The 15,991-nt window shown below is 60.8% G+C and carries 9 protein-coding genes and 1 pseudogene; 3 read left to right on the forward strand and 7 right to left on the reverse strand.

What is annotated here, in order from left to right:
- Nucleotides 1-21: 21 nt before the first annotated feature.
- Nucleotides 22-405 carry a hypothetical protein gene (locus K6G35_RS20280; RefSeq protein ID WP_234707002.1) on the reverse strand — a complete coding sequence of 128 codons (384 nt, stop codon included), beginning with the start codon at nt 403-405 and terminating at the stop codon, nt 22-24.
- A gap of 94 nt (nt 406-499) precedes the next feature.
- Here K6G35_RS20280 and K6G35_RS20285 point away from each other — a divergent pair, with 94 nt between their 5' ends.
- On the forward strand, nt 500-1,018 hold the full coding sequence (locus K6G35_RS20285) for a hypothetical protein (RefSeq protein WP_234707001.1): 519 nt from the start codon (nt 500-502) through the stop codon (nt 1,016-1,018).
- Between the two features lie 212 nt (nt 1,019-1,230).
- On the opposite strand, the pseudogene K6G35_RS20290 reads toward K6G35_RS20285, so the two are convergent.
- Nucleotides 1,231-1,397, reverse strand: a pseudogene (locus tag K6G35_RS20290) (IS6 family transposase); the annotation flags it as partial.
- A 289-nt stretch (nt 1,398-1,686) separates the two neighbouring features.
- A complete protein-coding gene (locus tag K6G35_RS20295; RefSeq protein WP_035882849.1) occupies nt 1,687-2,385 on the reverse strand; it encodes a hypothetical protein in 699 nt (232 codons plus the stop codon).
- 848 nt (nt 2,386-3,233) lie between these two features.
- Here K6G35_RS20295 and K6G35_RS20300 point away from each other — a divergent pair.
- Together K6G35_RS20300 and K6G35_RS20305 are read left to right on the forward strand one after the other, a co-directional pair.
- Nucleotides 3,234-3,866, forward strand: coding sequence for a response regulator transcription factor (locus K6G35_RS20300; RefSeq protein ID WP_011520117.1), 633 nt, complete (start codon nt 3,234-3,236; stop codon nt 3,864-3,866).
- Nucleotides 3,867-3,985: 119 nt separating this feature from the next.
- Nucleotides 3,986-4,555: an Hpt domain-containing protein gene (locus tag K6G35_RS20305; protein WP_234707000.1), complete on the forward strand. Its 570-nt coding sequence runs from the start codon at nt 3,986-3,988 to the stop codon at nt 4,553-4,555.
- Between the two features lie 32 nt (nt 4,556-4,587).
- Here the strand turns inward: K6G35_RS20305 and K6G35_RS20310 are convergent, their stop codons facing one another.
- The 4 genes from K6G35_RS20310 to K6G35_RS20325 all read right to left on the reverse strand — a co-directional run bounded on the left by K6G35_RS20310 (nt 4,588) and on the right by K6G35_RS20325 (nt 15,482).
- Nucleotides 4,588-6,447, reverse strand: coding sequence for a tetratricopeptide repeat protein (locus tag K6G35_RS20310; protein ID WP_495676914.1), 1,860 nt, complete (start codon nt 6,445-6,447; stop codon nt 4,588-4,590).
- Nucleotides 6,448-6,494: 47 nt separating this feature from the next.
- Nucleotides 6,495-10,106 carry an ATP-binding protein gene (locus K6G35_RS20315; protein ID WP_495676915.1) on the reverse strand — a complete coding sequence of 1,204 codons (3,612 nt, stop codon included), beginning with the start codon at nt 10,104-10,106 and terminating at the stop codon, nt 6,495-6,497.
- A 230-nt stretch (nt 10,107-10,336) separates the two neighbouring features.
- Entirely contained in the window at nt 10,337-10,663 is a 327-nt protein-coding gene (locus K6G35_RS20320) for a hypothetical protein (protein WP_495676916.1), read from the reverse strand.
- Nucleotides 10,664-10,763: 100 nt separating this feature from the next.
- Nucleotides 10,764-15,482 carry a YadA-like family protein gene (locus K6G35_RS20325; RefSeq protein ID WP_495676917.1) on the reverse strand — a complete coding sequence of 1,573 codons (4,719 nt, stop codon included), beginning with the start codon at nt 15,480-15,482 and terminating at the stop codon, nt 10,764-10,766.
- Between the last annotated feature and the right edge of the window lie 509 nt (nt 15,483-15,991).

The following is a 15,991-nucleotide window of genomic DNA, read 5'->3' on the forward strand; positions in this document are numbered from 1 at the left end:
ACACGGTTTAGTTAGCCGCACTTATTGCTTTGTCGGTTGCCCATACGCGACGTGTTGACCATCGGCACCTTGAACCAAGTAGGCGATTGTTCTTTGATAAGCATTACTGCCAGACACTGGGACAAAGACGATTGCGGCCAATCCCGAGTAAACCATGCCCGCGGGCATAGGGCATGAGGTACCTGCGGCAGCGCTGATTGACATGTTGTAGAGGTTCTGGTTGGTGCCCGGAGTCGCCAAATGCAGTGTTCCGCTGACATCGCAACCACTCAAGGTTCCCGTCAATGCTCCCGCGCTGTCAATCGTGAGCGATACGCTCGTTTGCGACCACGTTCCTGTGACGCTGTTTTGGGTCACACTCAATGCGTTCGCTACGTCGTAGCCCCAGAGAATGCTCTGGGTCATTCCGTTCGCCAGATATGTGCCCGAGAACGTTTGCCCTTGTACATATGTCCCGCTTCCAGAATTCACCGGGTACGCAGACACCAGAGAGAACTGCTTGCCCGACACCATCGACCACGAAGCGCCTAATGTTGAAATGGAACCGATCAGTTCTGATGTCACAAATGATGCGGACGAGTTCAGCGAATATATGTTCAACGAAGGATCGATAAAGGCAAGCGCGCGGCCAAGACCCGAATTGGCGCTCCATACGCCAACGGGACCGGTTCCTGTTGCGGCCGTGGATCCCAGTTGCGGATCGGCCAAGTTTGGCAACGCTTCGCCCACAGGGGTTGGACTTGGAGACGATGCAGGGTCTGGGGATGGGCTTGGAGATGATGCGGGCGTCGGGCTTGGAGTTGGCGACGATGCTGGCGCCGGAGCGGGTGTGTTCGATGCCTGCTGCGCAGTATCGGAATCGCCTCCACCACCGCAGCCGGTTAGAAGTGCTGAGGCAATTGCTGAAATGAGTGCCGCTTTCTTTTGCATCTTCTCTCTCTCCTCAAAATGGCAGTCGCCATTCTTCCTGTTTAATCACTCGCACGAGCAACGTTCTGCATGTCTGGAAGTCTTTTAGGCACCGATGCGAGGTAGGGTTATGATTTCTCCTAGGCCTGAGACACACCGTGCAGTAAGCCACTCATAACGTTATCGTTGTGGCGGCGAGAAATGCAGTCAATAGTAGGTTCCGGCGCACCTCTACATTTACTTGATGTGAGTCAATAATTCTGTCGTGTTGGCAAGGCATGGCCGATGAAGGAGGGGGATATAAGTTGCCGCCTCATGCGTGGTCGGACTTTGGGTGACGTCGGTGAATTCGCACCAAGCCGAGAAGCGAGCGGCGAGGTGTTTGCAGTAGAGGGATGCGCGCAACAGGTACCGTTTCAGCGCGAAGTGCTGGCGGATCGCTCGAAGCACGAGAGGAAGGTCTGAGTGCGCCTCGGATCGCGAATGCCTTAGGTGCGCCGCATGCGTTCGCACCTGCGCCGGATGGTCTGATAGCTGACGGGCACACCGCGCTCGAAGCGCACTTATCGATGCCGAACTGGCCCAACTGGGGACGGAAATGCCGCCGCAAGGCCAGGCGATGATGACTGCGGGGAATCGGTGGTTGCGGTAGAGCGATATCGTTTTTATCCTGGCGTCCTACGCCTTCTCGTCAACGTGATCGTGTCGCCGGAGGGCATAGCGTGGCTCTAGAACCGGTCCGGAGCCTGCCAGACAAGGAACACACCGGGGGGCGCGTCAGACAGCGGTCGCCTGGAATGCGGCAAGATCTGCCTGAAACGCTTTCATGGCTTCGCTCTGGAGCAAGGCTTGGTCTTGCGGAAACGGGGCGTCGAAGTCAAAGGCCGCCGTGCTGTAGGTGACCTGCATGGAAGCCAGCGCTTCGGCTAGTGCCCGGGCTTCCGGCGACCGGTGCATCCGTAGCTGCCAGATCGCGGTGTCCAGTGGACTGTCCAATACATTGGGCGTTGGCGGGCAGATAGCGGTAATGAGTTTACGGGCGAGCCGGAACGCCACTACATAGGCACAAACCGCTGCCTGTCGCCAACTCGCTTCGGTTGTGGCGTTGGCGAGCATTGACACGGAAGCGGTCAGATCGGCCAGCACTGTTGGCGACCCGGCAAGCGCAGCGTCGGGATGGGCAGTTGGGCCCACATCGATCAGCAGCGACGGCGGCACGACCCGCTCGAAGCTAGTGCCTAGTGCGCGGTGTACGACGCGCGTCAATTGCGCGCACCGGAAAATGTCTGCCGCAAGGTGGAAGCAAAGCGCGGCGCGTTCCTTGTCGAAAAAGATCACTCTCGCATAGGCGGTATGGGCATTTGATCGGTCCAGAACCTCGATCGCCACCTTCGCACGCCCAAGCCATTCGTCGTTATAGTGCAGCGCGGCGGAAAGCTCCTCGAGATCGTAGTTCACGTTGCTCGGGCGGATCATTCGCGCTGTGCCTTGGGTGCCTGTGCCTGTGCCTGTGCCTGTGCCTGGGCTGGGCGTCGCTGGGTTGCCTGGAGTGGAATGAAGCTGCTTGATTCCAGTGGCCATGCGTCTTTCCCCCCTTTGTTGCCCGTTGATTCAAAATGCAAATGCCAGATCACGCACGTGTCGCCGGACATGTGAGTGCAGGGCAAGTATCGACGCTCGCCATGATCGACTGGGCAGGGAAACATCGGAAAATAAGAGCGGAATATTCCTAAATGAAAACTGCTCGGCGCAAGCGGCGGGCGTGCCATTGTCGCGAGTAAGCTGCGGTTGATCTGGGGCCTGATGGATATGATCGCTCCAGCACATGTCATGGCGTTACGACACAGGTTGTGGAGGGTACCTATCTTGCGAAGGGACGAAATCTCGATGCGGAGAATTCGAGCAGGATTTCAAGAACGATCGGATCGTTCAGCGAGCCATACCGTCTCGACAGAGAATTGGTGTTTATTGAATCATGGCGCCATATCACTGCATGTCGCCATGGTTTTCATCGCTTCCTGTTTCATCGCCGCAATCAGCCTCGTCGTTCTTGTTGCCTGCATCTTTCTATTGGTGTCGTACGATTAAGTCCAGCCCCCCCGCCCGCGCCGGCCATCATTCCGCCTTTCGAGGCGCGTGGCCGCGGAATGCTGCGATGCAGCAATGCACATGAATCGAAAACTCGGAGTTATCCTAGTGCAAATGCGGAATCTTCTCGATGCGGCCATAGCGTATGGCAATGACAATAATCCATAGGGAAGCTACGAATTTTCCCGTGGTTCTATCAGTCATCGAACCACCTTACAGGTATGGAGAAGTCAAAGATGATTACCGTCCTCATTGTCGACGATCACCCGGCAGTCCGACTCGTTATCAAGACGCAGCTATCGCAAGTGCTCGGCGTTTCATCCGTGCTGGAAGCCGACAACGGCCAGGCGGCGATCGACGTTGTGCGGCAGTGCAAGCCCGATCTGGTTATCCTCGATCTCGATATTCCGAAGATCAACGGACTTGAGGTGATTCCTCGCCTGAAGGCCATCCAGCCCAATATCCGGGTGCTCGTGATTTCGGGGCAGGATCCGATGACCTTTGCGCCTCGCGCCATGCAGGTGGGCGCAAAGGGCTTCGTCAGCAAGATGCAGGACATGACGGACATCATGCGCTGTGTGGAATCTGTCCTTGCGGGCTATACGCTCTTTCCCGCCGAGGTGGTTGAATCCGGTGCCGTGCCCGGCAAGGCCCGCGAAGATAGCGAACTGCTACAGCAACTGACTGACAAGGAGATTCAGATCATGCAGATGCTGAGCAAGGGAATGTCCAACAAGGCGATTGGAGACTCGCTCTTCATCAGTAACAAGACCGTGAGTAGCCACAAGACGCGCATCATGGAAAAGTTACACGTCACGACGTTGCTGGAACTGATCGATTTTGCGCGGCGCTGCAATATTGCACCTTGAGATGAGGTGTCGCTATGTCACGGGTGATCATCTCAGGTGAGGAATGGAGTGGCGCGGAGCGCGAAGAACTCGCTGCAAGTCTGACGTCACTGGGGCTATTCACAGAAGCGGCAAGCGCCGTGGCATCCACCGATGCCGCGGACGTCGTCGTCGTTCGGTGGCCACTATCAGCGGCATCGCAGGCTTCGCTGTCCAATCATTCACCTCCGTGCTTGCGACTGCTGATGTGTGATGCCGGCAGTATTCCGGCGGAGTTGCCCCAGTCGATCGATGCGGTGCTTCCCCTCCGCGCAGACACGGTGACGATTGCGGAAACGTTCGCTGGCCTTGGCTTCGTGCCATTCTCGGCGGCCGACGCCGCACGCCTGTGGCCAGCACTCGATGCCCTGACCGGGGGCGACGCCGATATTCGTACGGAGCTGGTGCAAAGCCTTGTCCTTACCAATACCGAGGACCTCGCGGCACTTTTGGCCGCTTGCGATGCTCGCGATTGGGATCAGGCGCGGGCCATGGCGCACAGGATCAAGGGAACTGCCCGGATGCTGGACTGCCACGCTACGGTGGCGGTCTGCCAGGCCATTGAATCCGCTTCGATCCGGCAAGACGGTGATACGGTCACCGCTCTGGTGCCATTGCTGACACAGGCGATTCAACGCCTTCTCGCGGCGCTGGCCACCGTACCGGACTGAGCCGTACCGCGCGGCCACGCTGACACGCGAACTCAGTTGGCGCCCGCCGGTGGAGTGCCGCCCGCCAGCGCTAGCAGATCGGCACGCACCCGTTCCAGGACGGGTTGCCAGTCGCGATACGTCTCCTGCCGATAGAGTCTTGTGGTTGGATACCACGGGCTGTCCGACCGACCCAGCAGCCATTGCCAGGAAGCGTTCACATCGAGCATCACCCAAGTCGGTCTGCCGAGGGCGCCTGCCAGGTGCGCGACGGACGTGCACACTGTTATCACGAGATCAAGACTGGAAATCAGTGCGGCGGTGTCGTCGTAGCTTCGCAGTTCCGCGGTGTGATCACGGATATCGAAATCGGGGACGCTTGCCAGTTCCGCCGCTCCATCGATCTGCAGGCTGTGAAATTCGATGCCAGGAAGGTCGCGGAACGCCTCGGCCAGTTCGGCGATGGGCACCGCGCGAAGCGGATTGCGCTGGTGGCCACGGCTGCCGCTCCAGACCACGCCGACGTTGAGCTTGCCAGACGCCGACAGGCGTTGCGCCCACGCGCTTGCGGCGGCAGCATCCGCCCGCAGATATGGCACATCGGCGGGCAACGTATCCAGCTCGGTGCCAAGTCTTAGAGGCGCGCTACAAAGCGGCAGGTGATAGTCGAAGCGGGGCAGACTGGGAGTGTCATGCGGGATGACCTCCGGGATCACGTCCGCAAGACTGCGCGAGAACAAGGTATGAAGCTTCGAGAAGCAGCAGTAGTGCAACTGTCCACCTTGCTGTCTGACGAGCGCCGCAATCCTGGGCACGAAGCGGACAAACTGCATTGCGTCACCGAAACCCTGTTCGCCCCACAGAAACAGCGTCTTGCCAGCGAGGGGTTCGCCGCACCAGATCGGTGCCTTCAGATCGGGGAATGATCCCTCCAGTTCTGGCGAAGCCCAGCGGTGTTCGAAGTTGATCAGGCCATTGCGATAGTCGCCGTGCAGCATTTGCAGCATGGCGAGATTCCAGATGATGCCCCCCGAAACTGGCGCCTGCATCGCTGCCTTCTCCATCAGGGCCAGCGCATCTGCCCATTGGCCAAGCTCCTTGAGCGCATTTGACTGCGCTTGCAAGGCGAGCGGCATCGTTGGGGCCAGGGCGCAGGCGCGCCGGGCCGCCAACGCGGCGTCATCCGGGCGGCGCAGTTTCAGCAAGGCATCCGACAGGTTGATCCACGCTAGGGGATTGGAAGGCTTCAGCTCGATGGCCCGACCGATCTGTGCCATGGCTTCTTCGGTCCGGCCGGATTGCAGATATGCGGCGCCGATGTTGTTGCAGAGATTGTCGAGGTCAGGATCTAGCGCATGTGCTTTGGCATATGCGTCCAGTGCCTGCTCGTGGAAGCCGCTGTGATGCAGGGTGAGGCCGAGTTGAAACCAGGACGTCGCTGCTTCGGGTGCGCGTTCACAAAGATGCCTGGCAATGTCCGCACCGCGCATCAGGTCGCCCGTTGCCGCAAGTGCTTCGCACCAATTGGACAATTCAGCTTCATCAAGTGCTTCCGGGCCCGTTTGCTGAAACCAGTCTACGGCCGACTTCGCATCTCCGGCGCACAGGGCCAGATGAGCCATGCCTGCCAGTGCCCGCGAATGATTCGGGACCGCGGCAAGTACCTGTTCAAGTGCGGTCTTTGCGCTTGCCGCGTCGCCGAGTTCAACGTCCAGCGCGGCCTGCGCGACGATCGCATCCAGGGACTCCGGCGCTCTTTTCAGCCAGTCTCGTATCAAATGCGCAGCCTGCAGCAGCGCCCCTTCGCGAATCCATGTGTGAACCTGTCTCAGGGCGTCGTGCCCGGGACGGGGAGCTTCCTGTGTCGTGGATGCCATTGACTGAGAAGTGCCTCGTTCGATGATGGCCCGCAAGCCGGGTGTCATTTCCGATGACTGGGGCGCGCGAATGGTAGCTGGAATCATGCCGCGAGTACCGATTTGCCGCAAGGCGCGAGCGCAAGCGCGAGCCCTGGCAACCCAGGCAGCCCTGGATGCGCGCGGCGGTTGACGTTTGCCGCCAGCGTTGTCTCCAGCGTGGCCATGTCGACAGGCTTGATCATCACGGCATCCATGCCGCATTCAATTGCGTGCGCGCGGATCTCTGGTTGTGCGCTGGCCGTATAGCCCAGGATTGGAAGCGTGCGATATGGCAGATCACTCGAGCGGATTGTTCGCGTCAGCGTGGGGCCATCCATGTTGGGCATGGAGTAGTCGCAGATGATCAGATCGAACGTAGCGTCCACCAGCTTTTCAAGCGCCTCGCATCCGTCACTTGCGGTGAACGCGCGGTGGCCGAGTTTCTCCAGCTGCCGCTGCAGCAGGATGCGGTTTGGCGCATGATCATCGACGATGAGGACGCGCAGTGCCTTGCCGGGCTTGGAGGTGGGCTGATTTCGCTGGTCCGATTGCCGGACCGGCGCGATCTCGGCGGCGATCGGCAACTCGATTGTCGCGGTGACCGTCGTGCCTTTGCCTACCTCGCTGGTGATGCCGATCGTTCCGTGCATCTTGGTCACCAGCCGTTGGCAAATGGAAAGACCCAATCCCGTACCTCCGGCGGAACGCTTGGTATCGCCGATCTGCGTGAATGGCTGGAATAGTTTCTTCAATCCATCTTCGGGAATCCCGGTGCCGGTATCGCTGACCGAGAACGTCAGGCTTTGACGATCCGGCGTGAGATTGGTGGCGCCGAGCCGGATCACCACCGAGCCACGGTCGGTAAAGCGCACCGCGTTCGACACGAGATTATTGAGGACTTGCTTGAAACGAAGCGGGTCAACCATGTGGCAAGGGGCCACGGCATCATCGACGATAGCTTCAAGCTGGACGCCCTTGCGCGACGCCGCCAGCCCGAAGAGGCTCGTGACGTCGCCGATGAGCTGGCGCAGGGGCGCTGGCTGAGGCGACAGCACAAACTTGCCGGTTTCCATCTTCGACGCGTCGAGGATGTCATTGATCAGCCCGATCAGCGATTTTGCGGACTCCTGCGCGGTTTCCACCTGAAGGCGGTCGTCGTCAGGCAGGCGCTTGTCCTGAAGCGTAAGTTCCAGCATGCCCAGGATCGCGTTCATCGGTGTGCGGATCTCGTGGCTGATGGACGCCAGAAATGCGCTCTTTGCACGATTGGCGGCCTCGGCGCGGTCCTTGGCGGAAGCCAGTTCGGTGACCATTTGCTGGCGTTCGGTCATGTCGATCCATCCGCCGATGATGCCCACCACGCCGCCCGTGGCATTCCGAAGCGGTTCCACCCAGTTCAGCACGATGCGTTCCTTGCCGTCGATCATCAGGGTTCGGTCGAGCGTGGCCGCGTCGCCCGTCGCCAGAACCTTGCGATAGGTCTGCTGGCTCAATGGGATGTCGCCAAGCTTCAGCGGCATCTGGTCAATCGTGCGCCCACGCATCTGCTTGCGGCCACAGCCGAGGGCACGCTCGAATGCCGCATTGCAGGTCATGAGCCTGAGGTCGGCATCGCGCAGATAGATCGGCTGCGGAATGGCGTCGAGGATGGAGGTCTGAAAGGCAAGTTGCTCATGGAGGACGGCTTCCATGCGGCGGCGGCGCTGGATCTGCTGCCGCAGTGACTGCGACCACAGCAGCGATATCGCCAGCAATACCAGGCCGGCGGTCAGGCTGAACCATGCCCAGGAGGGCAAGGTCTCCGTGCTACTTGCAATGCTCCGGGGCTCGGACCAGCGCAGACGCAAGGCGTTGATGTCCTCCCGCGACAGGCTGAGCAACGCCTTGTTCAGAATGGCCAGCAACATCGGCTCGTCTGCGGGAACGCCAATACCAACATTGAGTGGCGTGCCACTGATCGGCGCGACAATCCGAAGCACTTCGGGATACGACTCGCGTATCAGATAGTTGGCGGTCATCATGTTGCCCAGCGTGGCATCGGCGATGCCGGTGGCAACCATACGGTAGGCGTCACGATAGGACGCGGCCTTGACAACCTGGAGCGGCACGGTTGCGCGAAGCCGGTCAATGATAGGGTTCGGCAACACGACGGCAACGCGCTTGCCGGCAAGGTCCAGGATGTTGTTGATACCGTGTTGCCGAACGTGCGCCACGATGGCCCAGTACCCCTGAAAGTAGGGCTCTGTGATGGTCAGGCCGTCGGTACGCACGGAGGGGCCGTCGACCGGCACGATTGGTTGAATCGTAGGTGTGGTTGCATTGTCGGGGTCGTTATTGCCATCGGCGCGGACAGGCTCGAATCGAAGCCCCGTGCGCTCTTCGATCTGGTCGAGTACCTGCACGCTGAGTCCCACCGATTCGCCATGCTCGTCAGAAAACACGAAAGGAACCCGGTCATTGGTAGCACGGTATCGAACCACGGGGTGCGCGGCGATCCAGGCGCTTTCTTCCGCCGTGAGGTTCAGGGCCTTGTCGAAGTGCGGCATCAATGTCGTGGGCACCCAGTGGGTGGAGATCGCCAGACGCGTGGGCTTTGGGATCGCGCGGATTGCCGCGTCGAACCGCGCACGCAGCGCTGGGTCCCGGACGAGGAACGACAGGTCACCGACGGAGAGTCGCGAGACATTCACCGCGACCAGGTTGGGAATTCCATACTGCGCGGTGATATAGCTGGCAGCCGTCGCGTTTGACAACAGCACGACGTCCGCGCCCAGCGACAGTTGCGTCAGTGCGTCCAGCAGGGTGGCATAGGATTGCAGTTTGCGCCCAGGGTAGGCTGCCAGGATAGCCTGAGGATCCAGCTGGCCATTCACATATCCAAGCGTCTGGTTCCCAACCAGCTTGTGCGCCGTGCTGCGGGTTGCGATCTCGATGATCTGGTTCGGCATGAATCCGATAGCGCCTTGTGCCGGTCTCGTCTGCCCCGGATCGGTTGCGACCACGTCAATGGCATCGTGGGAAAGGTCGTAGAGCGCGGCGTCTCGGGTGGCGTATGCGCGGACTTCGACCTTGGCGTGCAGTGTGCTGGCGATCATCGCGAGATAGTCGGCGGAGATGCCCTCGTAGTTGCCATCAATGCCAACGAGATCGAACGGTGGTAATCCGTTTGCCATCACGCCGATGCGCAGCAGCATCGGGTCTTTCGGTTTCTGGAGTATCGATGACCCTGGAACGGGTGAAGACGCGCCATTGACCCTGATGCTTGTCTTTAATGTCAACGGGTGAGACGGCATGGCCAGATCACGCCGGAGTTCCGCCTGCGCGGGATGCGCAGTGCCAAGCGCCAGAAAGACGAGTGCGAGCATCGTGCCGATTGCCCGCCCTATGTTTTTCCAAAGGGGGTACGCCGTCTTCACAGAGACGGCCTGGCGTACAGCCGGTGAAGGGGAAATCGGGTTTGACATGATGCTTCTCGATAACAACGCCAGGCATGCTTGAGGCTTCTGGGATTGGCGACTGGGTACGCCTGGCGTCAGTCGGCATGTGGTCCCAATGTATTGAGATGCTGACGACCGAAGTCTAGGAACGCCATTGCTACGCCGGTGACAGACATGTCCGCAAATCAATGCGGAAATTTCTGAATGCACAAAAATGACGCACAGCGTCTCCCCCAACGCTGCCGCGTCATGGCTGTCGGAGACCAGCCTGTGCGAGAGTGGATGTGGCCGTCGGGCCCTGGGAGTGACTTGCAGCGCGCCGTGACGAGAGTCAGGCGCGCTCGCAGCGAAGTTCGAATCGTCGGTTCCCGGAGACCAGCATCGGATTGCGTCGCAATGCGCTCCGGGGCGATGCCTCTATGCCTCGATATATCTGGAAGACTGGTGTGAGGACTTTCGAGATCCGGTTACTGCGCTGTGGAAGCGGCTGGCTTGCCACACGTGAACGTCAGCTTGCGAGGGTCGTTGGTTGGCGATCCAGACCGGTACCCGTCAACCGAGCCAACCGGCACTACCGGTGCGTCCTTGCAGACCTCGTTTGCTACCTTCATGCAGGTCTTCGAGCTTTCGAGCAGCCCGGTGCAACTCACCTCATAGGCCTGGCCGGTGATGTCCGACCGTTGCGCCGCATTCAGGGTGTACGTCGGGCCGCTCTGCGTGGCGCAGGCGCCCAGCGATGCGATCAATGCGCCGAGGACTGCGGCCTTCAATGTGATGATGTGAAAGTGTTTCATGATTCAACTCCTTGAGTACTGGGTCCCGCTCCAGTCTGGCTTGGCGCCACTGGGCTGGAAGCGGGAGATCTCATTTCCTACGTGTAAAGGGCGGTGGTGATTACCACTGCATCGAGCCGCCGACACCCACCGTGGTGCCACCCGCGCTCATGCCCACGCCAGCGCGCACCTTGACGTTCTCGGTGACGCGGGCCGTTGCGCCGATCGCCACGGCATGCTGCCCCTGGTACGATCCGCCACCAACACCAAGTGCAAGCGTCTTGTCCTTGTCCACGTCCGGGATCATGGTCAGCGCGGTTGCCGCTGCGACACCTGCGTACGCCTTGCGGGACATGACATTCATCGAGTTCTCGACGTTGTTGACGCGCATGTCGGTGTACTGGTTGGCCTGGGAAACACCGGTATTCAACTGGTTCACGTTGACCGCATCGGTGCCGGCGGTACCCGCTGCCACGTTCGTGATCTGACGCTCGTTGCCAGCGGAGCCCACGGACACCGAGTTGGCACGATCAGTGGTCGAGCCCGCGCCCAGCGCCACGCTGTTGTCGTGGGTTGCCGTCGAGTTCGCACCGATGGCCGTCGAGTTGTTGCCCGATGCCGACGCCGTGTTACCCATTGCCACACCGTTGTTGCCGGTGACGCTCGCGTTGGCGCCCGATGCCACACCCTTCGTGCCTGCCTTCACGTACGCCTTGTCAGCATCCGTGTTGGTGCCATCGGCCTGGAAGTAGCGCGTGTTGGCCTCCGTCTTGTTGATCGTGTCGCCCCAGTTGTTGACCGTATCCTCCAGGTTCGTGACACGGGTATTGGTCTGGTACAACTGTGCGCCGTTGACCGCATCGGTGCTGTTGGCCGACACATCACCCTGGTGCACGTTGCTGATCGTGGTGCCGCCGGTCTGGCCGCCGTCGGTCGACGTGGTGCCTTCCAGTGTCACGTGATCCTTCGGCGAACCGGATGCACCGTCGTACTTCACGGCACGGTCATCGGTCGTCGGCGTTGTCGACGTATTGACCGAGCTGATGGCTGCTTGCAACTGCGCCACGTTGACCGCGTCGCTGGCCGTGGTACCGGCTGCAACACCCGTGATCTGGCGATAGACGCCGGCTGCCGGGTTACCGACCGCGAAGACACCCGTCGTACCCATCGTGTTCATCACCGCGTTAGCCAGCGTGGTATCCGCACCAACTGGCACCCAGCCCGCGATACCGCCTGCGGTGCTTGCCAGCGAGCCAGAGCCCAGCGCCACGCCACCGGCAACCGACGCGGAGGCGCCTATGCCCGCGGCAAGCGAGTTCAGTCCCGTTGCGCCGTCGTTGGCGTAGTTGGCACCTTGCACACCACCATCGTTCACGCTGTAGTAGTGCGTCTTCGATGCATCCACGGTCGTGTTCAACTGGTCAACGTTCACCGCGTCACCGCCACTGGTGCCGGCTGCCACGTTGTGGATCACCGTGCCGCCCTGCTTGGTGATCGTGTTGTACGTGTCACCACCCATCGTCACGCTGTTGTGGGTGCTGTCGTCGTACTTCACAGCGTTGTTGTCCAGGTTGTCGACCTTCTGGTCCACGCCCTTGAGCTGCGCCACGTTCACCGCGTCGCTGTCGGCCGTGCCGGCTGCCACACCCGTGATCTGGCGGAACTGGCCGTTGGCCGTATCGCCCACTGACACCGCGCCCAGCGTGCTGGTCGTCGCCGCGATCGCCGCGCCCTGCGCCGCGCTTGCGCTCTGCGGCACGAACCCGGCCACGCCTGCGGCCGTGCTCGCCACCGAGCCAGAGCCCAGCGCCACGCCACCGTCGGCCGTCGCCTGCGCGCCCACACCGGCTGCCAGCGCGTTCACACCCGTTGCGCCGTCGTTGGCGTAGTTGCCACCCTGCACGCCGTTGTCGTTCACGCTGTAGTAGTGCGTCTTCGAGGCGTTGAGCTGATCGACGTTCACCGCGTCGCCGCCGCTGGTGCCGGCTGCCACGTTGTGGATCACCGTGCCGCCCGTCTTGGTCGTCGTGTTGTACGTATCCCCACCCAGCGTCACGCTGTTGTAGTTCACCGTACCCGTCGTCGGATCCACGTCGTACTTCACTGACGAATCCGCAACCTGCGTCAGCTGGCTCACGTTCACCGCGTCGGTGGCATCCGTGCCAGCCGTCACGCCCGTGATCTTGCCCGAGCCACCTTCGTTGATCGTCACGGTGCCGAACTTCGGCGCGTCCGCCATCTGCAACTGAACCGCGCCCGTCGCAGGATCGGTCACCGTCTTCAGGTTGTTGCCCGTGTAGGTACCGGCAGTCGTGGCTGCGCCAGCGATCATCAGCGTGTCGCCCAGGTTCGTGTGAACCGCCGCGCCGCTGTTGCCCGCGAAGTTCAGACCCTTCGCAGTCAGTTCGCTACCTTGCTGGTTCAGTTGGTCAACGTTCACCGCATCGCCGCCGCTGGTGCCGGCTGCTACGTTGTGGATCACCGTGCCGCCCTGCTTCGTCGTCGTGTTGTACGTGTCACCACCCAGCGTCACCGAGTTGTAGTTCACCGTACCGTCGGCGTTCTTGTCGTACTTCACGGCGTTGTTGTCAAGGTTGTTCACCTTGCCATCCACTGCCTTCAGTTGCGACACGTTGACCGCATCGGTATCAGCCGAGCCAGCGGCCACGTTGGTCACGCGACGTTCCGCGCCGGCCGAGCCGACTGAGACTTCGCCCACAGGGTTCGTGCCCGCAAGGGTACCTGTACCGGGGTTGTACGCGGCCGCACCCAGGTTGGCCGTGGTCGTGCTATTAGCACCCAAAGCGACGCTGTTGGTAGCCGTTGCGGAAGCGCCGGCGCCGAACGCAGCGGATTTAAAAGCGCTGGCTTTGGCGTTGTAACCGGCGGCAGTACCTTGCTCACCGGACGTCGTCGCATAGGGACCAATGGCCGTTGCTTCCAAGTTCGAGGCCTTTGATTGCACACCGACGGCAACCGAATCGTTGCCGGTTGTCGTTGCATACGGACCCAGCGCAGTGCTATAGCCCGCAGCGGCTGACGATCCGTATCCCAGTGCGGCGGCTACGCCGCCGTTCGCGGTAGCGTTGTTGCCAATCGCGGTGGCGTTGCTGTTTGCCACGGCGTTCGTGCCGATTGCCGTCCCGTAATAGTTGGCAGAGGTCCCTGAGCCGACGGCGACTGCACCATCGGAAGTCGTAGTGGCTGTGCGACCGATGGCGACGGAGTAGTTACCCTGGCCCTTGACAGTATCGCCAATGGCCACGATGGAGTCTCCCTTCGAGCCGGATGCCTTCGGGCCAACGACCACGGAGTTATTTGTCGCGGCCACGGCGTCATTGCCGATACCCACGGTCTGGTAACCCGTGGTCGAGGCATTGCCGCCAATGGCAATGCTGTCGCCATTGGTGTTGGTGGCCGAAGCGCCGCCGCCGATGGCAATCGAGCGCGAGGATGCTGCGTTGGCAAGATTGCCAACCGCGACGGCCTGGTCACCCGCTGCAGATGCTGCGGTGCCTGCCGCCATGGACCAACGCCCCGTGGCGCCGTCGTTGTTGTAGTTGCCGACCGGTGTGCCGGTGTCGTTGACGCTGTAGTAGTGCGTCTGCGCAGCTGCAATAGCCTGGTTGGTGGCATACAGCTGGCTGCCGTTGACGGCATCCGTGCTCTTGGCACTGACGTCACCGGCCGCGACATTGATGATCTGCCGTTCTGTTCCAGCGCCACCTACGGACACTACGCCGTTGGCTGCGGACCCGGCACCGGCAAACGAATAGTTCTTGCCAGCAATCGTGGCACCGGTCACCGTGGTGGCCGCACGATCGGTCGACGCATTGCCCAGCACTACGCTGTTGTCCTGCGTAGTCGTCACACCACTGCCGATTACAAACGCGTTGTTGTTGGCGATCGTGTTGTTGTTACCGAGACTGTAGCTACCGCTGCCCGTGATTGTGGTCGGATCGCCGATCGCACCACTGTTGTTTCCGCTGACAACGTTCCCAGTGCCGATGCTCAGAGACTGCGCGCCCGTTGCCTTTGTGTTGTTGCCGATCGCAATGGTGCTTGCTGTCGTCGCACTGCTTCCGGTACCAATTGCGACAGCGCCGTCGCCAGTTGCGGCGGCGCCAATCGTCCCGTTACCGCCGATGGCCACGGAACCCACGCCACTGGACATCACCGAATAGCCGATCGCCACTGAACCCGTGTTTAGCGCACTCGCCGACTGGCCAATCGCCGTCGATGCATTGCCAAGTGCTTGCACGCCAGCGGAGTTGGCATGTCCACCGATTGCAATGGCGTCGGTACCGTTAGCCTGCGCCTGATCCCCGATCGCGACCTGCGAACCGCTGCCGTTGGCATTCGACGTGGTGCCGATTGCAACCGGCGAGCCACCGTTGCCCGCGCTAACCACAGCGCTGGCCGCAGTGCCGATCGCAACGGGGCCACCGCCGTACTGCGTGGTGGCCTTGGCGCCTTGACCGATCGCCGTGGCGCCAGTCTGCGTGGCCGTTCCGCCCTTTCGGCTGGCTGCCGTTGCGCCGTCGCCGATTGCCACTGATTCGGCTGTGTTGGCCGATGCGCCGGCGCCCGTACCCCCGCCTATGGCTACAGAGCCCGACCCCGTTGCCGAGGATCCGGTGTTTGACCATTGCGCAGAGGCCGTGACAGGTCCCAGAGCCGGCAGAAGCATGAGGCCAGCGATGACTGCCTTGGCAATTCCGCGCGCGCCAACGGTACGGGTAGCTCGCTTGCCGTTCTTGCCATGTGCCTTGGCCGCCTCGCTGGCCACTACCCAGGTATTTAGCGCCGAGTTCCAGATTAGGCGATAGATCTTGTTCATTTGGATTCACTCACTCTAGCAATTGTCAATCCCTGGGCTTGCGCGAAGGGGCTTGTGGATTGGCTGGCCGTTTCATCAACCGGGCCGTTGCTTGGAGTGTGGAAAATCCAATGGGGGATATTTATAGGAAATTTCCCAAATTAATAGAAGGATTTGGATTTGGGGATTATTCAGCCGTCACGCTAGGAAATTTCCCAATCTTCGCGGAAGCGGGTTCCAGCTGATCCTGGTGTTGGAGTGCCGTATGGGTTGGTCGCCCGGATCGACTGAGATTGGGTGCTGGTGTCGATGTCATCGACAGAGGTATTCGATGACGAGTGCAGATATGCCACGTAGTCATCTCGACAACGTTCGAGAGCAACCTGGAAGGTTATCTATGTGCCACGAAAGTCGCTAGGACGCTAGCATTTGTGACCCTCATTCCCGATCATCGAAGCAATTAAATTGCGACGCATGGCCACCATGGCCCTATTGGGGCTGCCAGATTTTTACAGTTTGGACCGATTCCA

This window comes from Cupriavidus sp. HY129, from assembly GCF_059492215.1.

Bases quoted from the DNA above. Each gene is read 5' to 3' on its own strand.
- K6G35_RS20280 (WP_234707002.1), bottom strand. From the start codon at position 405: ATGACCCAGAGCATTCTCTGGGGCTACGACGTAGCGAACGCATTGAGT.
- K6G35_RS20295 (WP_035882849.1), bottom strand. From the start codon at position 2,385: ATGATCCGCCCGAGCAACGTGAACTACGATCTCGAGGAGCTTTCCGCC.
- K6G35_RS20300 (WP_011520117.1), top strand. From the start codon at position 3,234: ATGATTACCGTCCTCATTGTCGACGATCACCCGGCAGTCCGACTCGTT.
- K6G35_RS20320 (WP_495676916.1), bottom strand. From the start codon at position 10,663: ATGAAACACTTTCACATCATCACATTGAAGGCCGCAGTCCTCGGCGCA.
- K6G35_RS20325 (WP_495676917.1), bottom strand. From the start codon at position 15,482: ATGAACAAGATCTATCGCCTAATCTGGAACTCGGCGCTAAATACCTGG.